Raw genomic sequence first — 22,860 nt, 5'->3', positions numbered from 1 at the left:
TTCGACCGGGGGCGTAGCATGTCGGGGACCGGATTTGGGAGGCTTGTGCGCTTCCTGGGGGCAAGCCTCGCGCGCATGTTCGGCGGGCGGGCGCTGGCCGCCGCGGAGGCCGAGGCCCGGGCCGCCGACGCCCGCCTGCGGGAAGCCATCGACCTCCTGCCCGAGGGCGTGGTCTTCCTCGACGCCCAGGGCCGCTATGTCCTCTGGAACAAGCGCTACGCCGAGATCTATCACCGCTCGGCCGACCTGTTTTCCCCAGAGGCGCGGCTGGCCGACACCCTGCGGATGGGGGTGGCGCGAGGCGACTATCCCGAGGCCGTAGGGCGCGAGGAGGCGTGGCTGGCCGCGCGGCTGGACAAGCTCGCCAATCCCACAGGCGAGCGGCACGAGCAGCGCCTGGCCGACGGGCGCTGGCTGATGATCGAGGAGCGCCGAACCTCGGACGGCGGGGTGGTGGGGCTGCGGGTCGACATCACCGAGATGAAGCGCCAGGCCGCCGCCCTGGAAGACGCCTTGCATCGCGTCGAGGTCGCCAGCCGCGCCAAGAGCGACTTCCTTTCCGACATGAGCCACGCCCTGCGCACGCCGCTGAACGGCGTGATGGGCCTGGCCCAGGCGCTGGAAGCCACTGAACTTTCGCCCCGGCAGCGGACCCTGGCGCAGGAGATCCTGGCCTCCGCCCGCGAGCTCGACGGGCTGGTCGGCGGCCTGCTCGACTATGGCGACGCCGCCCATGAAGCGGACGCGGCGCCGGCCGCCCTCCCCTCGACGGTCGAGGCCGCGCCCTTGCGTATCCTGGCTGCGGACGACAATCCCACCAACCGCAAGGTTCTGGAACTGATGCTGGGCGCGGCCGGCGCCGAGGTGGTGAGCGTCGAGAACGGGCGCGAGGCGGTCGAGGCCTGGCGCGCGGGCGGGTTCGACCTCGTGCTGATGGACCTGCGCATGCCAGTGATGGACGGGCTGGCGGCCATCCGGGCGATCCGCAAGGCCGAAGGCGCCGGCCTGCCCCGCGCCCCGATCATTGTGATCAGCGCCAACACCTCCCCCGACGACCTGGCCGCCTCGGCGTCGGCCGGCGCCGACCGCCACATCGCCAAGCCCGTTCGCGCCGAAACCCTGTTCGAGGCGATCTCGGCGGTGCTTTAGACGCGATCTGTCGCGGCCGAACTCGCGCATCTCCCTCTCCCGCGATGCGGGAGAGGACAGGCCGCAAGGCCAGGTGAGGGCTCGCGGCCGAAGGCCGCGAGGGCGGCGGAGCCGCTGGCGCCGCAGGCGCCAACACTTTCAAACGCAGCAGATTATTGCGCCGCTTCGCGTCGCCCGCCTGCGGCGGTCTCGGCTGCGCCTCGCCCTCACCTGCCCTCCGGGCATCCTCTCCCGCTCGCGGGAGAGGAAGGAACGGCGTGCACCTACGCCGCGCAGGGCTCGTCCGGTTTCAGCACGCGTTCGGTCGAGGCCGGGAACCGGGCCATCAGGGCGGGCGGCCGGACCGGGCGCTTCACGAACTCGCCGCCGCAATTGGGGCAGCGGCCGCCCAGCCGCGTGTCCACGCAATCGGCGCAGAAGGTGCATTCGAAGCTGCAGATTCGCGCCGCCTCGCTGTCGGGCGGCAGGTCGCGGTCGCAGCACTCGCAGTTGGGGCGAAGGGCGAGCATGGGCGGTCTCCTGGCGATGGCGCGCAGTCTGGACGCCGCCGCACCCGGCGCCAACGACGCAGATCCCACCTTTCCGGCTATTCGCCGAAGCCCTCGCCCGGCTCCAGCGGCGCGAGCCGCAGCAGGCGCGAGTCCGCCACGGCCGCCGTGCGGTGCTTCACATGCTCGCGATAGTCCGGGTCGGTCACCATCTCCAGGAACGCGCCGGCGTTGGGATATTCGGCGATGAAGGCCAGGTCCCAGGCCTCCGACTGCGGCCCCGTCACCATCACCTGCGGCTTGCCGGCCCACACCTGGCGCCCGCCCAGCCGCTGGAAGATCGGCGCGGTGGTGCGGCCATAGGCGCGATAGGCCTCGAGGCCCGTGAGCCCCTTGCCGTGGTCCGGATGATCGGCCGGGTAGTCCGCCAGCGGCTTCAGCCGGATCAGGTTCAGCATGTGGATGGGTTCATCCCGCGGCAGCGACTTGAAGAGGCTCCAGGCCTCGCGGTCGGGATCGACATGCCCGCTCATGGTGTTCCTTTCCTGCCGAAGTGGACGCGCCGCATTGACCGCCCTCTCGGGACTCATTACCTACGCGGCCGTTTGCCGAAAAGCAGGCCAGACTTGCGGCCGGGGGTTCACCCGGGCCGGCGAAGCTGCGAGCCTGCGCCGAGCCGTTGAGGAGCCTTGCACATGACCGCCGACCTGCTTCCTGGCGTCACTGGGGTCCTGGTCCTGGCCGACGGAACCGTCCTGCAGGGGATCGGCGTCGGAGCCACGGGCGAGGCGGTCGGCGAGGTGTGCTTCAACACCGCCATGACCGGCTATCAGGAGATCCTCACCGATCCCTCCTACATGGCCCAGATCGTGGCCTTCACCTTCCCGCACGTCGGCAATGTCGGCACGAATGTGGAGGACATCGAGCAGATGTCCGGTTCGGCGGCCACCGCCGCCCGCGGCGCGATCTTCCGCGACGTCCCCACCGTTCCGGCCAACTGGCGGGCCGACGCCGACCTGGCCGGCTGGATGGCGCGGCGGGGCGTGGTGGGCCTGGCCGGCGTCGACACTCGGGCGCTCACCCGCAAGATCCGCGAGCAGGGCATGCCCCACGCGGTGATCGCCCATTCGCCCGAGGGGCGCTTCGACATCCCGGCGCTTGTCGCCAAGGCCAAGGCCTGGAGTGGCCTCGTGGGCCTCGACCTCGCCAAGGACGCCTCTTGCCTGCAACCCTTCGTCTATGGCGAGGGCCTGTGGTCCTGGCCGGAGGGCTACGCCAAGCCCGCCGAACCGAAATACGAGGTCGTGGTCATGGACTTCGGGGTGAAGCGCAACATCCTTCGGGCGCTCACCTCGGTCGGCGCGCGCGCCACCGTGGTGCCGGCCAACACCTCGGCCGAGGAGATCCTGGCCCGCAAGCCCGATGGCGTGCTGCTGTCGAACGGCCCGGGCGATCCGGCCGCCACCGGCGAATACGCCGTGCCGGAGATCCGCAAGCTGGTGGAGTCCGGCCTGCCCGTCTTCGGCATCTGCCTGGGCCACCAGATGATGGCGCTGGCCCTCGGCGCCAGGACGGTGAAGATGGACCAGGGCCACCACGGCGCGAACCACCCGGTCAAGGACCTCACCACCGGCAAGGTGGAGATCGTCTCCATGAACCATGGCTTCACCGTCGACCGCGACAGCCTGCCCGCGCCGGTGGTGGAGACCCACGTCTCGCTGTTCGACGGCACCAACGCCGGCATCGCGCTGAAAGACCGGCCGGTGTTCAGCGTCCAGCACCACCCGGAAGCCTCGCCCGGCCCGACGGACTCCCTCTACCTCTTCGAGCGCTTCGCCGGCCACATGGACGCCGCCCGCGGCTGAATCGGCGGCGGCTGTTCGGCCTGGCCTGCACGGACGCGGCGCCGTTGGCGACAAGGCGCCGCAGGTTCTCGGAACCACCCTCCCGCCGCCCGGTTATCGCAGGCGATGCCGACCGCCATTCCCTATTGCGGCCCAGGGCCCGGCCCTTCGGAGCTGCTGAGCCGCTGGAACCTTGATCCGTGGGTGATGGTCGGCCTGGCCGCTGCGGCGGGCGCCTACGCCCTGCATCGCCGGCAAGGCGGGGAAGGGCGCGATCTCCTCGTTCTCGGCGGGCTGGCGGTCTTGGCGCTCGCCTTTGTCTCGCCGCTCTGCGCCTTGAGTTCGGCCCTGTTCTCGGCGCGGGTCTTCCACCACGCCCTGCTGATCGCCGTGGCCGCGCCGCTGCTGGCCTTCGGCCTTCCGCGAGTCCCTGCGCCCTCGCTGGCTGCAGCGACTCTCGCCCAGACGGTGGCGCTGTGGGCTTGGCACGCACCGGCCGCCTATGACTGGGCGCTGTCGAACGACGGCGCCTATTGGTTGATGCAGGCCTCGCTGCTGGGTTCAGGCCTCGCCTTCTGGGCGGCGGCGCGGCGCGCCTCGGAGCTTGGCGCGGCGGCGGCCCTGCTCTCCACCCTGATGCAGACCGGCCTCCTTGGCGCGCTCATCACCTTTGCGGGGCGACCGCTCTACGCTCCCCACCTGACCACCACCGAGGCCTGGGGCCTGACGCCGCTTGCCGACCAGCAGTTGGGCGGACTGATCATGTGGGCGCCCATGGCCGGCGCCTACCTGATCGGGGCTGTCCTGATGTTCGGTCAGGCCCTTGCGTCGGAGCCGAAGCGCGCGCCCGCGCTTTAGGCGGCCGTCCCCAGCGGCAGCATCGGCTGACCCACCTCCGCAGTGTCGGGCAGGTCAAAGTCGATCGTACAGACCAGCCCCTCGGGGGCGAAGTCCAACGTAACGTCGCCGTCGAGCTGGTGAGCGAGGCCGCCCTGGATCAGCCGCGAGCCGAAGCCCCTCCGGGCGGGCGGCATGACCCGCGGCCCGCCCTCTTCCCGCCAGACGATGGAGAGCCGGTCGGGCGCGCTGTTCCGGGGCTCAAGGCTCCACGTCAGGACGACGCGGCCCAATTCGTTCGACAGCGCCCCGTACTTGATCGCATTGGTGGCGAGTTCGTGGAACGCCATGCCGAGCGCGACGGCGGTGTTGGGCGGAAGCCAGACTTCCGGTCCGTTCAAAGACATGCGCTCCCCGTCGCCCCCCCCCATAGGGCTCGAGCTCCGTGCGGGCGAGATCGGCGAGGCTGGCGCCGCGCCAGTTGTCGCGGGTGAGCAGGTTGTGGGCCTCTGACAGGGCGATCAGCCGGGCCTCGAAGGTCTTTCGCACGCTGTTCACGTCGGCCCCGTGGCGCAAGCTCTGGGCGGCGATGGACTGAACGGTGGCCAGGGTGTTCTTCACCCGGTGGTTCAGTTCGTCCAGAAGCAGCCGCTGCCGGGCCGCCGCGACCCGTCGGGCTTCCACCTCGCGCTCGGCCGCCAGCCGCGCCCGCCCCTGATAGAGGGTGGCGACGGCCAGCAGCCCGGTGATGGCCAGCCCCGCCAGGACCACCCCCATCGCGGTGTAGTGGCCGGGACCCGCCCAGGCGTGCGGCGTCCAGTAGACGATGGTCCACGGCCGGCCTGCGATCTCCAGCGCCCGCGTCGAGACCAGCGCACCGCGCGGCGGGCCTGATGAGCTCGCATGCAGCAGGTTTTCCACCTGCGGCTCCCCGTCATAGATGGCGTAGTCCAGCCCCTCGGCCTCCTCCGGCGGCAGGACCGCGTGCAGGAGGTCGCCGGCGCGGAACGGCGCGTAGACGTAGCCCGTCAGCCTCGTGCGGCGCTCGGCCACGGTGCCCGGCACGGCGCCGCCCTCATAGACCGGTTCATAGACCAGGAAACCTGCCTGCTTCTCCGGGTGGATCTCCTGAACCAGCCGCACCTTTCCCGTAAGCGCGGGCAGGCCCGTGTCGCGCGCGCGGTCCATGGCTTCCCGCCGAACCGAATTGGAATGCATGTTGAAACCGATGGCCGCGCGATTGCGATCGTCCATCGGTTCCAGATAGACGATGGCGTGGTTGTGCCCCGCCCCGGGCGTCGGTCGGATCGTGAAGTCCTCTGATCCAGCCGCTCGCATCCTCGCCGTTATCGCCGCGGCGCCGCCCGGCGGGATGCGGATCGAAAAGCCAACGCCCTGCACGCCGGGATATCGGGCCTGCACCTCCACCCGTTCGGCGAAAGCGCGAAACTCCTCCAGCGAGACAGCCTCGCTGGCGGCGAACAGACCGGCCCCCGCGCGCAGCACGGCCATATAGGTGTCCATCCGGTCGGCGAGAGCGTCGGAAGCCGCCTCGGCGCGGGTCTCGAATTCCAGGCGCTCGCGCACCTCCCCGGCCCGGCCGATCAGGAACCCGGCCGCAAGCGTCGCGGCCAGGCCCACGGCCGCCACCGCGGCGGGCAAGGCGAACGGCCAGCGGCGCACCCTTTTGGTCGCCTTCGAATCCACGGCTCTAGCCAAGGTTGCGCCCCTCGCAGCCTGAACTCTCTCCGTGCCCGAAAGCGCGAGTCCTGTCGAGGATTCCCCAGGCGACGCGGAGTCGCGCTTCCCTACCTTCTCCGATCCGCGCATGCTCCCGGCCTGCTGCAGCGGAGGGCCGCCCATGAGCGAGGTCGTGAATCTGAACAAGGCGCGTAAGGCCCGCGCCCGCGCGGAGGCGACCGCGCAGGCTCAAGCCAACCGCGTGAAGTTCGGGCGCGCGAAGGGCGAGAAGGCGCTAGCCAAGGCCGAGGCGGACAAGGCCGCCCGCCAACTCGACGGCGCCAAGCGCGAGACCTGAGACGCCGGCTACATCCGCGGCGGCGCGGTGACGTCCCGCGCCTCGGGCGGGATGGAGTCGTAGATGGTCGGCGGCGTGATGCCGAGCCGCCGCCGCGCGGCCTCCAGCGGTTCGGCCATTAGGCGGTCATAGTCCTCGCCGAGCAGCCAGGCGGCGGCCTTGCCGCGCTTGTAGCCTTGCCAGATGGCCCTGGCGTAGGGATAGGCGCCCTTGCGCGAGCGAGCCGCCGCGCCGAGGGCGATCAGCGCCCAGCCCAGGCCCTTGGTCTGGGCGTAGGAAAAGGCCACCAGGCACGCCTCGCCCAGGCCGTCGCGATGATAGCCGGAAAGGATGTGCCAGATGTCGTGCACGTCGCGAGTTCGCCGCCCCATCCACGCATAGGGGTGCGGAACCTCGATCTGATTGCCGCTGGCGCGGCTGACCTCGGCGAGCCCCTCGGCGGAGAGGTTTTCCGAGCGGACGAAGTCGCGATAGGTCGCCCCGACCGTGCCGGGCGCGAAGGAGTCGAGCCATGTGTCGTCCATCAGCCGTTGGGCGAACTCCTGGCGTTCATACGCGATGCGTCCGCCCTGGGTGGTGGTCAGCAGGCGATGATAGGCGCGCGCAGTGGCCGAGCCGTTCAGAGCGCGCATGATCTCGAACACTTGGCCGGTGTCTTCCTTGTCGTTCAGCAGCCGGCGCAGAGCCTTGAGCGCCGCACCCCATTGCAGCCGGGGCTTGGGCAGCGGCTGATTGGCCGGCGCGGCCTCCCGCTGGGCGGACAGGTCATAGGCGTCGGCAGTCATGGCCATGGGCGGAAATCCCCTCAAACAGTGTTCGGATCGAAGATGACGCTAGCGTCAACTTTTGGCAAGTCCCCTGCCAATGGCTTGGCGTTGACGACCGCGTGAGCGAAAGAAGGGCTCCATGCCACGCTTACGTAAACGATCCGTCCTGCTGGCCGGCCACGCCACCTCCCTGGCGCTGGAGCCGGAGTTCTGGACGGTGCTGGAGAAGATGGCGGCAGCCGAAGGCATGAGCCTGGCCGCCCTGATCGGACGCATCGACTCAGGCCGGGCCGACCGCCCGCTGGCCTCGGCGTGTCGTGTGGCCGCCCTGCGGTTTGCGGAGCTTAGCGGGTCGCCGGCCGCGGATCCGGCGGCATGACCGCCTCGCTCGGCTCGCCCTGAAGGACCGTCTCTCCCGTCGGCGTGGTGCGCTTGCCGCCATAGGCCATCACCGCGAGAACCACGATCACGACCAGGAAGGCGACGATGACCCAGACGAGCGGGGGAATCCGCCGGCCGGGCGGGTCGGGGCGCTTAGGCGGGGTCTGGGGATCGGTCATCGGGGGCTCATCGGCAGAGGTTGAGGCGCGGAAGCCGGCAGATCGGTCATCGGCGGCGTCCGGCCGGGCGTCGGAGGGTTGAGCGCCCGCATCACGAAGACGAAGGCGACGACCGCCAGCACCCCGAGGGCAGCCCAGAGCAGCACCGGGATCGGCCGCCCCCCTGGACCTTTCCTCGGTTCGCCGGGCAAGTCGTCGCTCATCAGCTATTTCGGCGTGGGAACTGGGGCGTCGGGAATCCGCGGCGCATCCGGAATCCGGGGCGGCTCCGGCAACTCCACCTGCAGATCCACCCGATCGGGAACGACCTGGGTTGGTTGGCTGCGGAAGGCGACGTAGCCTATCACCAACACGGCCACGACCAGCGCGCCCACCAGCAGGGCGAGCCAGGGGACGGCGTTGTTGGCCTCCCTCGCCATGGATCACCCGCCGCCCGCAGCCGGTGCGGAGATGTCGGGGGCCTTGACGTTGATGTCGACGCCGGCGTCCGGCGCGGGCGCGCCGCCCGAGTACATGAAGAAGGCGATGGCGGCGACCACCACCACCAAGGCGCCTACGATAAAGGCCAGAACGGGGGTCGAACCCCCACCGTTGTCCGCCATGGCGGTCTCCCTTGAAGACCCCGTCCGTCGAGCCTGGGAAACGGTTGCAGGCAAGGCGGGTTCCGACGGCGCCTTGGGACGATGGAGACCGCCACCCCGGCTGTCATCCCGGTTTCGCCGTCAGGCGAAGGGCGGGAGCTACTATCCGGGTTTCGCCTCCGCGGCCTCGGCGGCGAAGCGGGCGTTCAGCCAGGCCTGCCACCTGGCGCCCTCCGCCTCGGCGGCGGCCTGCGCGCCCTCGCCGTAGAAGAACAGCATCGCCGCGACGTTCACCTGCCCGCCCCAGTCATAGGTCCCGATCAGGGCGACACCGGGACGAGGCGCGTCCAGGCGCAGGGTGAACTCCCGATTGCGCGGCGCTTCGGCGACCCGTTCCACCGCCCCCGCGAGGCGCGGTCCGTCCGCGAGCGCGATCTCCCGGCGATCTCCGACCTTGGCGCCTTCCAGAGAAAGGGCCTTGCGGAGCGCGGTCCAGGCCTCGTCATGCGAACCGGCGAAGCGGACCGTCGGACGGGCGGAGGCGCCCTCTTGGCCGGCGAAGGACTGCAGATAAAGGCGCAGGATCCCCAGATAGGCCGGCCAGCCGTCCATCATGCCGGCGATCTCGTCGTCCCAGTCGTCGCGGCTGGTGAAGAGACTGTGGACCATCCGCACCTTGCAGAGGCCGCCGGACGCCGCCTCGATGACCACCTCGGTGGCGAGCGGCGGGGCCTCGCCGCTCCAGCCGATCTCCTCGTAGGCGAACCGAAACGGGGGGCGCCATTCGGTCACCCGGCCCGAGGAGGTCATGTCCGGACCGAGATGGAAGCGGATCTCCCCGCCCTCGCGCTCCTCGATCTCGGTGGGGGTGAACCAGGCCGAATAGCCCGCCCCGGTGGCCATGGCCTGCCAGATCTGCTCAGGCGTGCCCGGCAGCTCCAGCTCGATTTCGACGTAGCGGCGCTCGGCGTCCTTTTTCAGTGACATGACGGCTCCTTGGGTTGGGGTTCGCCCGGCGTGGGATAGGCGGCGACCACCAGGCGATGTGGCCGCGCGCCGGAGGCGTCGGGATCGTGGTAGCGAGCGGCCAGGGCGGCGATCGCCCGGCTGAGCTCGCCGGTGAAAGCGGCCCGCTCGGCGGCCGAGCGGAAGCTGATCTCGGTGTCGATGGAAAGCGTGGCCAGCCGTTTGCCGCTATCCCGCGCCTGACGCCACAGGACGCCCACCTCGCGCACGATGCGGGCGGCGAGCGCGATCATATAGCCGGCCGACAGCCGGTCGGCGGCGCGTCCCGGATCGGCTGCCAGCGGCCCCAGTGCGCCGGGCGAGACCACATAGCTGGCGGCGCTCGCCACCATCAGCCGTTCGGTGAGCCCGCCCCAGCGCCGCTCCTCCACAGGCCGGACCAGGCCGTGCGCCTCCAGGCCGCGCAGGTGGTAGTTCACCTTCTGCCGCGCCAGCCCCACCCGCTGGGCCAGGGCCGCGGCCGAGGCCGGCTCCGCCAGTTCGGCCAGCAGCCGCGCCTTGATCGGATCGAGGGCGGCGGTAGCCGCCGCCGGATCGTCGATGACGTCGAGGTCGAGCATGCACCGAGGATGCCTTTGACAAATTTTATTGTCAATGAGGCTTTCACGCTTGCCGCTGGGAACGCACCGCGAACGCCGGGATGCCGCCGCGCGGCGGGCATGCTAAACCCCCTCCGATGTCGGCCCCTGACTCGTTCGAAACCTCGCCTGCCCCCCGGATCAGCGACCTGGCGCGCGCCAGGCCCGCGGACTATCTCGACGGCCTGAACCCCGAACAGCGGGCGGCGGTGGAAGCCACCGAGGGACCGGTGCTGGTGCTGGCCGGCGCCGGTACGGGGAAGACGCGGGTCCTGACCACGCGGCTGGCGCACATCCTGGCCACGGGGCGCGCCAAGCCCTGGGAGCTGCTGGCCGTCACCTTCACGAATAAGGCCGCGCGGGAGATGCGCGAGCGGATCGCCCACATCATCGGGCCCCAGGCCGAGGGCCTGCGGTGGCTGGGCACGTTCCACTCCATCGCCGCCCAGATCCTGCGCCGGCACGCCGAGCTGGTGGGGCTGAAGTCGAACTACACCATCCTCGACACCGACGATCAGGAGCGGCTGATCAAGCAGGTGCTGGAGGCCGAGAACGTCGACGCCAAACGCTGGCCGGCCAAGCACCTGGCCGGGCTGATCGACCAGTGGAAGAACCGCGGCTGGACGCCGGACCGGCTGCCGGCCGGCGAGGGCGCTGGCTTCGCCAACAACCGCGGCCAGGCGCTCTACAGGATCTATCAGGACCGGCTGCGGGTGCTGAACGCCTGCGACTTCGGCGACCTCCTGCTGCACAACCTGACCCTGTTCCAGGGCCACCCGGACGTGCTGGCCGAGTACCACGAGCGGTTCCGCTACCTGCTGGTGGACGAGTACCAGGACACCAACGTCGCCCAGTACCTGTGGCTGAGGCTGCTGGCCCAGAAGCGCCAGAACGTCTGCTGCGTGGGCGACGACGACCAGTCGATCTATGGCTGGCGCGGGGCGGAGGTGGACAACATCCTGCGCTTCGAGCGCGACTTCCCCGGCGCCAAGGTCATTCGCCTGGAGCGCAACTATCGGTCCACCAGCCATATCCTAGGCGCCGCCTCCGGCCTGATCGCGGCGAATAAAGGCCGGCTGGGCAAGACGCTCTGGACCGAGGCCCCCGGCGGCGAGAAGGTGATCGTGCGCGGGGTCTGGGACGGCGAGGCCGAAAGCCGGCTGGTGGCCGACGAGATCGAGCGGGCGGTGCGCGGATCGGCCGACGCGCCCAAGCGCCGCTACAAGGACATCGCCATACTGGTGCGCGCCTCGTTCCAGATGCGCGCCTTCGAAGAGCGGTTCGTGCTGCTGCAGATCCCGCACAAGGTGATCGGCGGCCCCCGGTTCTTCGAGCGGGCCGAGATCCGCGACGCGCACGCCTACCTAAGGCTGATCCAGTCGGAGGACGACGATCTCGCCTTCGAGCGGATCGTCAACACGCCCAAGCGCGGGATCGGCGACACCACCGTGCAGAAGCTGCTGCAGATCGCGCGCCTGAACGGGGTTCCGGTGGTGGCCGCCGCCCGCGAAGTGGTCCGCACCGACGAACTGGCCGCCCGCACCCGCACCGCGCTCTCGAACTTCCTGCGCGACCTCGACCGCTGGCGGGCCCAGGCCGGCGCCCTGCCCCACCCGCGGCTGATGGAGCAGGTGCTGGAGGAGAGCGGCTATACCGACGCGCTCCGCCTGGAGAAGAGCCCGACCGCCCAGACCCGGCTGGAGAACCTGAAGGAGCTCGTCCAGTCGATGGGCGCCTTCGAGACGCTCGAGGCCTATCTGGAACACGTCTCCCTGGTGCTCGACCTGGAGCGGGAGTCCGGCGACGATTCCGTCCAGATCATGACCCTGCACCAGGCCAAGGGCCTGGAATTCCCGCTGGTCTTCCTGCCGGGCTGGGAGGAAGGCGTCTTCCCGTCCCAGCGCAGCATCGACGAGACCGGGGAGAAGGGCCTCGAGGAGGAACGGCGCCTCGCCTATGTCGGCATCACCCGCGCGCGGGAGGAGGCGCGGATTTCCTTCGCCGCCAACCGCCAAGTCTATGGCCGCTGGACCAGCCAGCTGCCCAGCCGCTTCGTGGACGAGCTTCCGCTCGCCCACGTCGAGGCCTCTTCGGAGACCGGCTACTACGGCGGCGGACCCGGGATGCAGCAGCACGGCAGCCGATGGGACGAGAGCCCTTCCTTCGGCGCCGGCTATTCCTCGCCGGGCTGGAAGCGCGCCCAGGAGCGCAGCTATCGCGGCAGCCATCCCGGCCGCCAGCAGGTGATCGAAGGCGAAGGGCGGCTGGTGGCGGTCTCCGAACCCTCCTCCAGCGCCTATCGCCGCGGCGACCGGGTGTTCCACATGAAGTTCGGCTATGGTGCGGTCACCGCGGTGGACGGCAACAAGCTGACCGTGGCCTTCGACAAGGCTGGCGAGAAGAAGGTGATCGACTCCTTCGTCGAAAAGGCCTGACGACGCTTATGCGCCCATGGCGCTCATCCGGCGCACCGTCGCCGGGGCGGCGGGGGCGTAGCGGCGCACCATCTGGGCGCAGAACTCCGCAAATTCTTCGGCGACCTGGGGCGGGCTGGTGTGATGCGGCTCGATCCCGCGATGCTCCGGCGTGAAGCAGAACGTCACGGTGACCTCGAAGTCCGCCAAGGCCTCCATCTGACGATCGAACCAGTCGAGCGCGCCCTCGCGGAAACTGTCGGCCCAGGAAAGCCCGGTGCGGACATGGCGCACCCCCAGGCGGCGCATCCAGGCGACGGCGTCGTCCAGCCGATGGTCATGGAAGTGGAACCACTGGCAGAGCCCCATCTCCGAGGCGTAGTCGGCGTAGGCGTCCAGGGCGGGCTTCGGAGAGCCGTCCTCGCGCAGCAGGCCCATGTGGAAATGGCGATAGTAGGAGGAGCCTTCCGCCTCCTTGTGCCGCGTGGTGGCCTCCCAGGCGGCGGGCAGGTCGTAGAGGCTGTACCAGTGGATCCGTGGCGCCTGGCCGATCAGCAGGTCGGCGGTGCGCCTGACGCCCCACGCCTGAACCTCTTCCGAACCGAATGAGGAGACGCCGGCCTCGGTGACCCAGACCGGCTTGTCCGTCACCCCGCGGACTTCGGCGAGCTTCGCCGGCCAGTCGTCGATCTTCCAGAGGTTCCAGTCGAGCGGGAACCCGTGGACCGCCACCACGTCGATGTGACGCAGCACGCCCCGGCTTTCCAGCCTGCGGATGAATCCGGGATCGATGGGCGAAATCCCGCCCAGCACCCGCGGCAGGCGGGAATTCTCAGCGGCGATCGCCTGGCCGGCCAGAACGGTCATTTGCGAGAACAGCTCCCATTCGGGATCGAGCACGGGGTCCCAGTGGGACTTGTTGTTCGGCTCGTTCCAGATCTTCACCGCTTCGATCACCGGTCCGTCTCCCTTGCCGCAGATCCGTTGGTCTTGCGCCCCCGCGCCGGATAGACGGCCCCGCCCGGCTCCGCCCGGTCGAGGCGGCGGCAGACATAGACCTCCTCCTCCGGGTGCTCGAGGATGGCGAAGCCTGCGCTGCGCAGCATGGCCTCGGCGCAGGCCGCGTTGGGCGCCCACCAGTTGGTGGGATCGCCCGCATAGCGATGCTCGATGAAGTGCAGCTTCGGATAGCCGGGGCTGTCGAAATGCGCCGCTTCGAAGAAGTCGTAGTCGGCGGCGACCTCGTCCACCTGGCTCGCTCCGCGCTGCATGGATTGGAAGATCAGCAGGTCGCCGGCGGCGTGCTCGTGGATCAGGTCCAGAGCCAGCAGCGGATGGCGCAGGTGGTAGAGCACCCCCATGAAGAGGACGACGTCGAAACGCTCGCCGAGCTGGGCCACGTCGTAGACCGAGAGCTGGCGGAACTCGATGTCGAGGCCCGTCACCTCCGCGGCGAAGCGGGCTTGGGCGAGATAGCGCTCGTCCATGTCCAGGCCAAGCACGCGCTCGGCTCCCCGGCGCTTCATCTCCAGCGAATAGAAGCCGCCGTTGCAGCCGATATCGAGCACGGTCTTGCCGGTCAGGTCCTTCGGCACCGCGTGCTGGAACCGCCGCCATTTGATGTTGGGATAGTCGTAGAGGAAGTGGTCCGGGGCGGTCTGGACGCCGTTCAGGTCGATATTGTGGAACCACTGGCCGAGCGCCTGGGCGCGGGACCGGATCTCTTCGGGAGACAGGGCCTTCATGCCGGAACCTCGTTGAGGGTATGGACCTTTCGCCCCCACGCCCCCGCCGCTAGCACCGTGACGGACCCCGGGCCGATCTCGAACCGTTCGTGGGCGTTCGCATCGAGGCCGAGCACGGTCGCGACCAGGGCCTTGATCGGTTCGCTGTGGCCGACCCCGGCCACGGCCGCCTCCGGGTGACGGGCGCAGACGCGCGACAGCCAGCGCTGCATGCGCGCGGCGGCCTCGGCCGCGGCCTCGCCGCCTGGAGGACGCGCGCGGCTGCGGGCGGTGTTCCACAGCGCCCAGGCCGGGTCGCCCTCAAGGTCGTCGAAGCGCATTCCGGTCCAATCGCCGAAGTCGAGTTCGGCGAGGTCGTCGTCGGTGATGGGGTCCAGGCCGGCGCGGCGAGCTATGGGCTCGGCCGTCTGGATCGCGCGCTCCAGGGGGCTCGCATAGACGGCGGCCAGGCTCTCGCCCGCCAGGCGCTCGGCCACGGCGGCGGCCTGGGCCGAGCCGGCGGCGCTCAAGGTGACGCCCGCCATCCGCCCGCAGAGAACCCGGCCCAGCCGGTCGTGCGCTCCGTGCCGCACCAGGAACACCGTCGTCGTCAAGAGGCCATGCGCGCCGAACGGCCCACGCGGACCTGACCGCCCTCCCCTTCGATGAACCGCCGGGTCAGCTCGTGGGCGACGTGGTCGGTGTACTGCTCGGGCGGCGATTTCATGAAATAGCTGGAGGGACCCAGCAGCGGCCCGCCCAACCGTCGGTCGAGGCCCAGCTTGGCGCAGCGCACCGCGTCGATCACCACGCCGGCGGAGTTCGGGCTGTCCCACACCTCCAGCTTCAGTTCGACGTTCAGCGGTACGTCCCCGAAGGTGGTGCCTTCGATCCGGATGTGCGCCCATTTGCGGTCCGAGAGCCAGGGCACGAAGTCGCTCGGCCCCACGTGGATCTCGTCATCCGCCAGCGGCGTCTCGAGCTGACTGGTCACCGCCTGGGTCTTGGAGATCTTCTTCGAGGCCAGGCGCTCGCGCTCCAGCATGTTCTTGAAGTCGGAATTGCCGCCGAAATTGAGCTGGTAGGTGCGGTCCACCCGCACGCCGCGCTCGCGGAACAGGTTCACCAGCGCCCGATGCACGATGGTCGCGCCGACCTGGCTCTTGATGTCGTCCCCTACGATCGGCAGCCCGCGGCTCTCGAAGCGTTTGGCCCAGACCGGATTGGAGGCCAGGAACACCGGAATGCAGTTGACGAAGGCGCAGCCGGCCTCCAGCGCTCGGTGGGCGTAGTATTCGCTGGCCTGTTGGGAGCCCACCGGCAGATAGGACACCAGCACCTCGGTTCCGGTTTCGCGCAACACCTGGGCCACGTCGCAGGGCTCTTCAGGCGATTCCTCGATGTCGCCGGCCATGTAGGTCCCGATGCCGTCGAGCGTCGGACCGCGCCGCACCACCACGTCGCTCGCCGGTGCGTCCGCGAACCGGAAGGTGTTGTTCGGGGGCGCGAAGATCGCCGCGGCCAGGCCGCGGCCGACCTTTGCGGCGCTGACGTCGAAGGCGCAGGCAACCTCCACGTCCTCGATCCGATAGCCGCCCAGGTCGACGTTCATCAGGCCGGGCGGCGGCGCCTCGGGCGAAGCGCCGGCGTATCGCGAAAGTCCCTGGACCAGGGAGGAGGCGCAGTTGCCGACACCGATGAGTCCGATGCGAACCTTTGAACGTGCCATGGATTTCCCGTCGATCTGAGCGCGCCCGGCGCAAGCTCGGCCCTGCAGAAAAGACCGTGGAGCTTCTTTGTTCCCATCGCACAGGTTATTTTCTTGAACAGCGAAGCTAAAATCTATACTTATTCGTCCTTTTAAATCCCAGCTTACTGCTTGGTATGCCATATACTTAAGTTCCAGCAGTAAAGCTGCGGAACAAGAAGCTGCTGAAGATGTTCACCCTCCGCACGCTTGGAGGGACGCATGAGCGAAGCAAGAAAGCTGACCGACCATGACGAGATCCGCTCGTGGGCCGAGGCCCGCGGCGGCCGCCCGGCCAAGGTCGCCGGTACGGAACGGGGCGGCGAAGGCGGTATCTTGAGGTTCGACTTCGGCGAGAAGGAGGAGCGGCTCGAGGAGATTTCCTGGGACGAGTTCTTCGAGATCTTCGACGAGAACGAGTTGGCCCTGCTGGAGCAGGAAGAGACCAAGAGCGGCGAAGTCAGCCGCTTCTCGAAATTCGTGAACCGCTGAGCGGACCATGCCCGAAACAGTCCTGATCACCGGGGGCGCCGGGTTCATCGGCCGCCACCTCGCCCATGCCTTGCTTCAGCGCGGCGACCGCGTGCGCGTCCTCGACAGCCTGATCGAGCAGGTGCATCCCGACCGCGTCCGCCCGGCCGAGCTGGCGGGCGAGGTCGAGCTCTCCGTCGGCGACGTGCGCGATCCCGACGCCGTGCGCCAGGCGCTGAAAGGCGTCGACAGCGTCGTCCACCTGGCCGCCGAAGTGGGCGTCGGCCAGAGCATGTATGCGGTGGACCGCTACACCTCGGTGAACGACTACGGCACGGCCGTGCTCTTCCAGGAGCTGATCGCCGCCCCGGTGCGCCGGGTGGTGGTGGCCTCGTCCATGAGCATCTACGGCGAAGGGCTCTATCGCGCCGCCGACGGGCGGCTGATGGAGGATGTGGTGCGGGCCGGCCGCAATCCCGACGGTACTTGGGACCCCCTCGACGATCAGGGACGGCCCCTGACCCCGGTTCCGACGCCCGAGAGCAAGGTCAACGCCCTGCGGTCGGTCTACGCCCTGGGCAAGTACGTCCAGGAACAGCTGACCCTGATGCTCACCCGCCAGTACGGCATGGAGGGCGCGGCGCTGAGGCTCTGGAACGTGTACGGCCCGGGCCAGGCGCTTTCGAACCCATATACCGGCGTGCTGGCCATCTTCGCCGCCCGGATCGCCAACGGCCAGGCGCCGATGATCTTCGAAGACGGCGCCCAGCGGCGCGATTTCGTCCATGTGAGCGATATCGCCCGGGCCTTCGTCCTGGCGCTCGACCATCCGCAGGCGAACGGCGAGGTGTTCAACATCGCCAGCGGCGAGGACCGCTCCATCGAAGAGGTGGCGCGCCTGCAGGCGAAAGCCATGGGCCGGCCGGACCTGACGCCCGAGATCACCGGCAAGGCGCGGGCCGGCGATATCCGACACTGCATTCCCGACCTTTCCAAGGCCGAGGCCCGCCTGGGCTACCGCGCCGCCAAGGACTTCGGCGAAGGCCTCGCCGAACTCGCCGAATGGGTGGCCCGCCAGGAGGCGAAGGACCGCGTCGCCGAGGCCCGCAAGGAGCTCGAGATGCGGGGGCTCGTCGCATGACGACGCGGCCGATCCTGATCACAGGCGGCGCCGGCTTCATCGGCAGCAATCTGGCCGACCGGCTGGCCGGCGAGGGCCGCGAGGTGATCGTGCTGGACGCCCTGAGCCGGCCGGGGGTCGAAACCAATCTCGCCTGGCTGCAGGCCCGTCACGGCAAGCGTATCCGGCCGCTGATCGCCGACGTCCGCGATGGCGCTGTCTTGGACGAGGCTGTGCGCGACGCCGACGCCGTGTTTCACCTGGCGGCCCAAGTGGCCGTGACCACCAGCCTGGCCGAACCGGGGGCGGACTTCGAGATCAACCTTCGAGGCACGCTGAACGTGCTCGAGGCGGTCCGCCGCCGGTCGGCGCCGGTCCCGGTGATCTTCGCCAGCACCAACAAGGTCTATGGCGACCTCGCCGACGTCGAACTGGAGCTGGCCGACGAAGCCTATCGCCCGGTCGATCCAGACCTGCGGGCCCGCGGGGTGGACGAGCGGCGGCCGCTGGATTTCCACACCCCCTACGGCTGCTCCAAGGGCGCCGCCGACCAGTACGTCCTGGACTATGCACGCAGCTACGGCGTGCCGGCCTGCGTGCTGCGGATGAGCTGCATCTACGGTCCGCGCCAGATGGGCACCGAGGATCAGGGCTGGGTCGCCCACTTCCTGATCCGCGCCCTGGAAGGCACCCCGCTCACCATCTATGGCGACGGCCGCCAGGTGCGCGACATCCTGCACGTGGCCGACGCGGTGGAGGCCTATGTGCAGGCGCTCGCCCGCATCGAGGCGGTTTCCGGCCGCGCCTTCAACCTGGGCGGCGGCCCGCAGAACGCCGTCAGCCTGCGCCAGGTGGTCGCCCATATCGAGAGCCTGATCGCGCGCCGCGCCCAGCTGGTCTACGGCCCCTGGCGGGCGGGCGACCAGCGCTACTACGTCTCCGACATCGCCGCCGCCCGCGCCGCGCTCGGCCTCGCGGCGCCGCGTCCCTGGCGAGACGGTGTCGCCCACCTGGCGGAGTGGCTGCAGGGCGAAGCGGCCGCGCGTGCAAGCGCCGAACGGCCGCGGGTCGGAGCGCTCTCGTGACGCCGCATTCGGCGAGCCTGCCGCGAATCCTGATGACGACCGACGCGGTCGGCGGCGTCTGGACCTATGCGCTGGACCTGGCCGCGGGCCTCCGCCAGCATGGCGTGCGGACGGTGCTCGCCGCGTTCGGACCCGAGCCTGCGCGGAGCCAACGCGCCCAGGCCGCCGCTATCGACGGGCTGGAGCTGGTCGAGACCGGCATGCCGCTGGACTGGACCGCCGCCGAGCCGGCCGAGATCGGGGAAGCCGCCGCCGTGGTCCGGGGCCTCGCTCGCCGTTACGCTGTCGATCTCATCCACCTGAACAGCCCGGCCCTGGCGGCGGGCGGGCCTGCGCCTGCGCCGGTCCTGGGCGCATGCCATTCCTGCCTCGCCACCTGGTGGGCGGCGGTCCGCGAAGGCCCCCTGCCTGCCGATTTCCGCTGGCGCACCCGGTCGCTGTGGGAAGGGCTGGTGGCCTGCGACGCTCTTGTCGCCCCCAGCGCCGCCTACGCCCGGGAGGTGGCCCGCACCTACGACCTGCAACCGCCATCGGTGGTGCATAACGGCGTGCGGCAGGCTGTGCAGGCGATCGCGCCGGCCGAGCGCGGCGTGTTCACCGCCGGTCGGCTGTGGGACGCCGGCAAGAACGCCCAAGTGTTCGACGCCATGGCCGCCCGGCTGCCTGTTCCGGCCCAGGCGGCCGGACCGTTGGAAAGCCCCACCGGCGAGCGGGTCGCGCTGCGGCACGCGACCTCCCTGGGCCTGCTCTCGGCCGACGAGATTGCGCGACGGCTCGCGCCGCGCCCCGTCTTCGTCTCCACCGCGCTTTACGAGCCGTTCGGGCTGGCCGTGCTGGAGGCCGCCCTCGCCGGCTGTCCGCTGGTGCTGTCCGACATCCCCACCTTCCGCGAGCTGTGGGACGGGACGGCGGTGTTCGCCGATCCGCGCGATCCCTACGCCTTCGCCGAAGCGGCTCAGGCGCTGCTGGACGATCCGGAGGCCGCGCGCGAGGCGGGCCGGGCCGCTCAGGCCCAGGCGCGCCGCTATTCCCTGGAGGCTATGACGCTGGGCGTGCTCGAGCTCTATGCGCGCCTCGCGCCGGCGAGGTTTCGCACGCGCGTGAAGGAAGCCGCCGAATGAGGTTCGTCTATTTCACCCATTCGCTGCGCTCCTGCTGGAACCATGGCAACGCCCACTTCCTGCGCGGAGTCATGCGCGACCTGATGCGCCGGGCGCATGAGGTGCGCGTGCTGGAGCCGGCCGGCGCCTGGAGCGTCGAGAACCTGCTGCGAGATCATGGCGAGGAGGGCTTCGAGGCCTTCCGCGAGGCCTATCCGGACCTCGCGCCCGAAGCCTATGGCGCAGATCTCGACCTGGAGGCGGCTTGCGAGGACGCCGAGGTGGTGATCGTGCACGAGTGGAACGATCCCAACCTTGTCGCCAGGCTGGGCCGGCTGCGGGCCCGGGGAGCCGGGTTCCGTCTCCTGTTCCACGACACCCACCATCGGGCTGTGAGCGATCCCCAGTCGATGCGCGAGCTCGATCTCTCCGGCTACGACGGCGTGCTGGCCTTTGGGGAAGCCCTGGCCGCAGTTTATCGCAAGTGGGGCTGGGGCCGGCGCGTGTTCGTCTGGCACGAGGCCGCCGACATCACGCTTTTCCGCCCGCCGAGCCAGCCGACCGAGCGCGAAGGGCTGGTCTGGATCGGCAACTGGGGCGACGGAGAACGCACAGCGGAGCTCGAGAAGTTCCTGCTGGCGTCGGCCCGCGAGGCGGGACTTCCGCTCGACATCCACGGCGTCAGGTATCCGAAGGAGGCGCTGGCGCTGCTCGATCGCTACGGCGCGCGCTATCGGGGCTGGCTGCCGAACGCCCGCGCGCCCGAGGTGTTCGCCCGGCATCTGGCCACGATGCATGTGCCCCGGCGGTTCTACGCCAAGGCGCTGCCTGGCATCCCGACCATCCGCGTCTTCGAGGCGCTCGCCTGCGGCCTGCCCCTGGTGAGCGCGCCATGGGACGACGCCGAGGGCCTGTTCCGGCCCGGACAAGACTTCCTGTTCGCGCGCGACGGCGCCGAGATGGCCCGCCATCTGCGGGCCTTGGCCAAGGACCCCGACCTTCGCGCAAGCCTGGCCGAGAGCGGGCTTGCGACGATCCGGGATCGCCACACCTGCGCCCATCGGGTCGACGAACTGCTCGACATCGTCGCCGGCCTCGGCGCTTCCCCCGAAACCAGACTGGAGGCCGCCTCTTGAAGATCGCCTTCTACGGATCGAGCCTGCTCTCCTCCTATTGGAACGGTGCGGCCACCTATTATCGCGGCGCCCTGCAGGAGCTGGCGCGGCGCGGGCACGAGATCGTCTTCTACGAGCCCGACGCTTTCGACCGCCAGCAGCACCGCGACATCGATCCTCCCGAGTGGGCGAGAGTCGTCGTCTATCCGGCCGCCGAAGAGGCCGCGCGCGCGGTGATCGCCGAAGCCGGGCAAGCCGATGTGGCCGTCAAGGCGAGCGGCGTCGGCGTGTTCGACGATCTGCTGCTGGAGGGGGTGATGGCGGCTGCGCCCGCGCACGCCCTGAGGATCTACTGGGACGTCGACGCCCCAGCGACGCTGGCCGAGATCGGGCCCCAGCCCCAGCATCCCCTGCGCCGGCTGCTGCCCGCCCTGGACCTGGTATTGACCTATGGCGGGGGACCGCCGGTGATCGCCGAATACGAGCGCCTGGGCGCGCGGCGCTGCCAGCCGATCTACAACGCCCTCGACCCCGAGACTCACCACCCCGTTCCCGCCGATCCCGCCTACGTCGCCGACCTGAACTTCCTGGCCAACCGCCTGCCCGACCGGGAGGCGCGGGTGGAAGCCTTCTTCCTGGAAGCGGCCGCCCGGCTGCCGGACCGCCAATTCATCCTCGGCGGCAATGGCTGGGACGACAAATCCATGCCTGCGAACGTGCGCAAGATCGGCCATCTCGGTACGGCGGCGCACAACGCCTTCAACGCCTCTCCGCTGGCGGTCCTGAACGTCGCGCGGGACTCCATGGCCCACGTCGGCTTCTCGCCGGCCACTCGGGTGTTCGAAGCCGCGGGCGCGGGCGCCTGCCTGATCACCGACGCCTGGGAAGGGGTGGAGCTGTTCCTGACGCCCGATGAGGAAGTTCTGGTCGCCCGCGACGGGCAGGACGTCGCCGAACATCTGCGAGCCCTCACCCCCGAGCGGGCCAAGGCCATCGGCGAGGCGGCGCGGCAGCGCCTGCTTTCAGAGCACACCTACACCCGCCGCGGCGCCGAGGTGGACACCCTGATCCGCCGCGAATGGGCCGCCAAGCGCGAAAGGAGCCCGGCGTGAAGCTGGTCGTCCTGGGCCTCAGCCTCTCCTCCTCCTGGGGGAACGGCCACGCCACCACCTACCGCGCCCTGCTCCGCGCCTTCTCCGAGCGGGGCCACGAGGTGCTGTTCCTGGAACGCGACACGCCCTGGTATGCAGCCCATCGGGACCCCGACCCGAAGGTCTGTCGCCTCGCCTTCTATGACGACTTGGCCGAGCTCGAGACCTGGCGGGCGGACGTCGCCTCGGCGGACGCGGTGATCGTCGGCTCGTTCGTGCCGGAGGGTGTCGCCGTCGGCGAATGGGCCCTGAAGACCGCCCGAGGTCCGGTGGCCTTCTACGACATCGACACGCCGGTGACGCTGGCCCGCCTCGCAGCCGGCGAGGACGACTACCTGAACCCGGATCTGGCGGCCCGTTACGATCTCTATCTCTCCTTCACCGGCGGGCCGACGCTCGACCTGATCATGCGCCGCTACGGGTCGCCGGACGCGCGCGCGCTCTACTGCTCGGTGGACGCCGAGGCTTACCGCCCCCTGGAGCGCGAGCCCCGCTGGGACCTGAGCTATCTCGGCACCCACAGTCCTGACCGGCAGCCGACGCTGGAGCGGCTGCTGATCGAACCGGCGCGCCGCGCGCCGGAACTGCGGTTCTGCGTGGCCGGCCCGCAGTACCCGGCAGGGATCGACTGGCCCGCCAATGTCGAGCGGCTGGAGCACGTCGCCCCTCCGGACCACCCGGACTTCTACGCCGCCAGCCGCTTCACCCTGAACGTCACGCGGCAGGACATGATCGCGGCCGGCTACAGCCCTAGCGTACGGCTGTTCGAGGCCGCCGCCTGCGCCTGCCCGATCATCTCCGATGTCTGGGAGGGGTTGGACACCCTGTTCTCCCCCAACGCCGAGATCGTGCTCGCCGAAACGCCCGAGGCCGTGCTGACGCCCTTGCGAAACCTGGACGAAGCCGCGCGCAGGCGGCTGGGCCAGGCCGGCCGCGCCCGCATCCTGGCGACCCACACGGCGGCGCATCGGGCGGCGGAGCTGGAGTTATGCCTGCAAGAGGCGATCTCCCGAAAAGCCTCACGAAATCTGACGTCTATGGAAATCTCATAAGACACCAAGGAAA

The 22,860-nt window shown here is 69.9% G+C and carries 28 protein-coding genes; 13 read left to right on the top strand and 15 right to left on the bottom strand.

Annotated elements, in window-relative coordinates:
- Positions 1–18: 18 nt before the first annotated feature.
- Positions 19–1,149, top strand: coding sequence for a response regulator (locus ACK41C_RS12075; protein ID WP_409654499.1), 1,131 nt, complete (start codon positions 19–21; stop codon positions 1,147–1,149).
- Positions 1,150–1,412: 263 nt separating this feature from the next.
- On the opposite strand, the gene ACK41C_RS12070 is transcribed toward ACK41C_RS12075, so the two are convergent.
- Together ACK41C_RS12070 and ACK41C_RS12065 are read right to left on the bottom strand one after the other, a co-directional pair.
- Positions 1,413–1,658 carry a DUF1272 domain-containing protein gene (locus tag ACK41C_RS12070; protein ID WP_409654497.1) on the bottom strand — a complete coding sequence of 82 codons (246 nt, stop codon included), beginning with the start codon at positions 1,656–1,658 and terminating at the stop codon, positions 1,413–1,415.
- Between the two features lie 77 nt (positions 1,659–1,735).
- Positions 1,736–2,170 carry a DUF1330 domain-containing protein gene (locus ACK41C_RS12065; protein ID WP_409654495.1) on the bottom strand — a complete coding sequence of 145 codons (435 nt, stop codon included), beginning with the start codon at positions 2,168–2,170 and terminating at the stop codon, positions 1,736–1,738.
- A gap of 162 nt (positions 2,171–2,332) precedes the next feature.
- Here ACK41C_RS12065 and carA point away from each other — a divergent pair, with 162 nt between their 5' ends.
- Positions 2,333–3,502 carry a glutamine-hydrolyzing carbamoyl-phosphate synthase small subunit gene (gene carA, locus ACK41C_RS12060; RefSeq protein ID WP_409654492.1) on the top strand — a complete coding sequence of 390 codons (1,170 nt, stop codon included), beginning with the start codon at positions 2,333–2,335 and terminating at the stop codon, positions 3,500–3,502.
- Positions 3,503–3,607: 105 nt separating this feature from the next.
- Positions 3,608–4,339, top strand: a complete 732-nt coding sequence (locus ACK41C_RS12055; protein WP_409654489.1) for a cytochrome c oxidase assembly protein — start codon at positions 3,608–3,610, stop codon at positions 4,337–4,339.
- Here ACK41C_RS12055 and ACK41C_RS12050 read toward each other — a convergent pair.
- Both ACK41C_RS12050 and ACK41C_RS12045 read right to left on the bottom strand, forming a co-directional pair.
- Positions 4,336–4,611 (bottom strand): hypothetical protein, encoded by a 276-nt coding sequence (locus ACK41C_RS12050; protein WP_409654486.1) that lies wholly within the window; start codon positions 4,609–4,611, stop codon positions 4,336–4,338. The genes ACK41C_RS12055 and ACK41C_RS12050 overlap by 4 nt on opposite strands.
- Positions 4,580–6,001 (bottom strand): CHASE domain-containing protein, encoded by a 1,422-nt coding sequence (locus ACK41C_RS12045; protein WP_409654483.1) that lies wholly within the window; start codon positions 5,999–6,001, stop codon positions 4,580–4,582. Before ACK41C_RS12045 ends, ACK41C_RS12050 begins: the two co-directional genes overlap by 32 nt.
- A gap of 178 nt (positions 6,002–6,179) precedes the next feature.
- On the opposite strand from ACK41C_RS12045, the gene ACK41C_RS12040 reads away from it, so the two are divergent.
- Positions 6,180–6,356 (top strand): DUF4169 family protein, encoded by a 177-nt coding sequence (locus ACK41C_RS12040; RefSeq protein ID WP_409654480.1) that lies wholly within the window; start codon positions 6,180–6,182, stop codon positions 6,354–6,356.
- 8 nt (positions 6,357–6,364) lie between these two features.
- On the opposite strand, the gene ACK41C_RS12035 is transcribed toward ACK41C_RS12040, so the two are convergent.
- The gene (locus tag ACK41C_RS12035) at positions 6,365–7,147 is read right to left on the bottom strand and encodes a Coq4 family protein (RefSeq protein ID WP_409654477.1); all 783 of its coding nucleotides are present in this window, start codon (positions 7,145–7,147) and stop codon (positions 6,365–6,367) included.
- Between the two features lie 115 nt (positions 7,148–7,262).
- Between ACK41C_RS12035 and ACK41C_RS12030 the strand changes: the two genes are divergently transcribed.
- The gene (locus ACK41C_RS12030; protein WP_409654474.1) at positions 7,263–7,502 is read left to right on the top strand and encodes a ribbon-helix-helix domain-containing protein; all 240 of its coding nucleotides are present in this window, start codon (positions 7,263–7,265) and stop codon (positions 7,500–7,502) included.
- Here the strand turns inward: ACK41C_RS12030 and ACK41C_RS12025 are convergent.
- The 6 genes from ACK41C_RS12025 to ACK41C_RS12000 all read right to left on the bottom strand — a co-directional run bounded on the left by ACK41C_RS12025 (position 7,468) and on the right by ACK41C_RS12000 (position 9,850).
- Positions 7,468–7,683 carry a hypothetical protein gene (locus tag ACK41C_RS12025; RefSeq protein ID WP_409654471.1) on the bottom strand — a complete coding sequence of 72 codons (216 nt, stop codon included), beginning with the start codon at positions 7,681–7,683 and terminating at the stop codon, positions 7,468–7,470. The two genes, ACK41C_RS12030 and ACK41C_RS12025, sit on opposite strands and share 35 nt — an antisense overlap.
- Complete coding sequence (locus ACK41C_RS12020; RefSeq protein WP_409654469.1) at positions 7,680–7,886, bottom strand: hypothetical protein; 207 nt, start codon at positions 7,884–7,886, stop codon at positions 7,680–7,682. Before ACK41C_RS12020 ends, ACK41C_RS12025 begins: the two co-directional genes overlap by 4 nt.
- Before the next feature lie 3 nt (positions 7,887–7,889).
- The gene (locus ACK41C_RS12015) at positions 7,890–8,102 is read right to left on the bottom strand and encodes a hypothetical protein (protein WP_409654466.1); all 213 of its coding nucleotides are present in this window, start codon (positions 8,100–8,102) and stop codon (positions 7,890–7,892) included.
- 3 nt (positions 8,103–8,105) lie between these two features.
- Positions 8,106–8,285, bottom strand: coding sequence for a hypothetical protein (locus ACK41C_RS12010; RefSeq protein WP_409654464.1), 180 nt, complete (start codon positions 8,283–8,285; stop codon positions 8,106–8,108).
- A gap of 141 nt (positions 8,286–8,426) precedes the next feature.
- Complete coding sequence (locus ACK41C_RS12005; protein WP_409654461.1) at positions 8,427–9,251, bottom strand: SRPBCC family protein; 825 nt, start codon at positions 9,249–9,251, stop codon at positions 8,427–8,429.
- Positions 9,242–9,850 (bottom strand): helix-turn-helix domain-containing protein, encoded by a 609-nt coding sequence (locus ACK41C_RS12000; RefSeq protein ID WP_409654458.1) that lies wholly within the window; start codon positions 9,848–9,850, stop codon positions 9,242–9,244. The genes ACK41C_RS12005 and ACK41C_RS12000 overlap by 10 nt, the downstream gene beginning before the upstream one ends.
- 116 nt (positions 9,851–9,966) lie before the next feature.
- Here ACK41C_RS12000 and ACK41C_RS11995 point away from each other — a divergent pair, with 116 nt between their 5' ends.
- The gene (locus ACK41C_RS11995; RefSeq protein ID WP_409654455.1) at positions 9,967–12,303 is read left to right on the top strand and encodes an ATP-dependent helicase; all 2,337 of its coding nucleotides are present in this window, start codon (positions 9,967–9,969) and stop codon (positions 12,301–12,303) included.
- 6 nt (positions 12,304–12,309) lie between these two features.
- Here the strand turns inward: ACK41C_RS11995 and ACK41C_RS11990 are convergent, their stop codons facing one another.
- Genes ACK41C_RS11990 through ACK41C_RS11975 form a run of 4 tightly spaced genes read right to left on the bottom strand, consistent with a single transcriptional unit; the run spans position 12,310 to position 15,735 of the window.
- Positions 12,310–13,239 (bottom strand): beta-xylosidase, encoded by a 930-nt coding sequence (locus tag ACK41C_RS11990; RefSeq protein ID WP_409654452.1) that lies wholly within the window; start codon positions 13,237–13,239, stop codon positions 12,310–12,312.
- Positions 13,236–14,027: a TIGR04290 family methyltransferase gene (locus ACK41C_RS11985; RefSeq protein ID WP_409654449.1), complete on the bottom strand. Its 792-nt coding sequence runs from the start codon at positions 14,025–14,027 to the stop codon at positions 13,236–13,238. The genes ACK41C_RS11990 and ACK41C_RS11985 overlap by 4 nt, the downstream gene beginning before the upstream one ends.
- A complete protein-coding gene (locus ACK41C_RS11980; RefSeq protein WP_409654446.1) occupies positions 14,024–14,620 on the bottom strand; it encodes a histidine phosphatase family protein in 597 nt (198 codons plus the stop codon). Before ACK41C_RS11980 ends, ACK41C_RS11985 begins: the two co-directional genes overlap by 4 nt.
- Positions 14,617–15,735: an inositol-3-phosphate synthase gene (locus tag ACK41C_RS11975; protein WP_409654443.1), complete on the bottom strand. Its 1,119-nt coding sequence runs from the start codon at positions 15,733–15,735 to the stop codon at positions 14,617–14,619. Before ACK41C_RS11975 ends, ACK41C_RS11980 begins: the two co-directional genes overlap by 4 nt.
- Positions 15,736–15,975: 240 nt before the next feature.
- Here ACK41C_RS11975 and ACK41C_RS11970 point away from each other — a divergent pair, with 240 nt between their 5' ends.
- The 7 genes from ACK41C_RS11970 to ACK41C_RS11940 are packed head-to-tail and all read left to right on the top strand — an operon-like array spanning position 15,976 to position 22,847.
- Positions 15,976–16,245, top strand: a complete 270-nt coding sequence (locus tag ACK41C_RS11970) for a hypothetical protein (protein ID WP_409654440.1) — start codon at positions 15,976–15,978, stop codon at positions 16,243–16,245.
- A 7-nt stretch (positions 16,246–16,252) separates the two neighbouring features.
- A complete protein-coding gene (locus tag ACK41C_RS11965; protein ID WP_409654437.1) occupies positions 16,253–17,365 on the top strand; it encodes an NAD-dependent epimerase/dehydratase family protein in 1,113 nt (370 codons plus the stop codon).
- Positions 17,362–18,429 (top strand): SDR family NAD(P)-dependent oxidoreductase, encoded by a 1,068-nt coding sequence (locus ACK41C_RS11960; RefSeq protein WP_409654435.1) that lies wholly within the window; start codon positions 17,362–17,364, stop codon positions 18,427–18,429. Before ACK41C_RS11965 ends, ACK41C_RS11960 begins: the two co-directional genes overlap by 4 nt.
- Positions 18,426–19,550, top strand: a complete 1,125-nt coding sequence (locus ACK41C_RS11955; RefSeq protein WP_409654432.1) for a glycosyltransferase family 4 protein — start codon at positions 18,426–18,428, stop codon at positions 19,548–19,550. Before ACK41C_RS11960 ends, ACK41C_RS11955 begins: the two co-directional genes overlap by 4 nt.
- The gene (locus tag ACK41C_RS11950) at positions 19,547–20,665 is read left to right on the top strand and encodes a glycosyltransferase (RefSeq protein ID WP_409654430.1); all 1,119 of its coding nucleotides are present in this window, start codon (positions 19,547–19,549) and stop codon (positions 20,663–20,665) included. Before ACK41C_RS11955 ends, ACK41C_RS11950 begins: the two co-directional genes overlap by 4 nt.
- On the top strand, positions 20,662–21,756 hold the full coding sequence (locus ACK41C_RS11945; protein WP_409654427.1) for a glycosyltransferase: 1,095 nt from the start codon (positions 20,662–20,664) through the stop codon (positions 21,754–21,756). Before ACK41C_RS11950 ends, ACK41C_RS11945 begins: the two co-directional genes overlap by 4 nt.
- Positions 21,753–22,847, top strand: a complete 1,095-nt coding sequence (locus tag ACK41C_RS11940) for a glycosyltransferase (protein WP_409654424.1) — start codon at positions 21,753–21,755, stop codon at positions 22,845–22,847. The genes ACK41C_RS11945 and ACK41C_RS11940 overlap by 4 nt, the downstream gene beginning before the upstream one ends.
- Positions 22,848–22,860 lie beyond the last annotated feature (13 nt).

It is taken from the genome of Phenylobacterium sp. (assembly GCF_046290725.1).
GTDB lineage: Bacteria > Pseudomonadota > Alphaproteobacteria > Caulobacterales > Caulobacteraceae > Phenylobacterium.
This window is presented reverse-complemented; position numbering and strand designations above follow the sequence as displayed.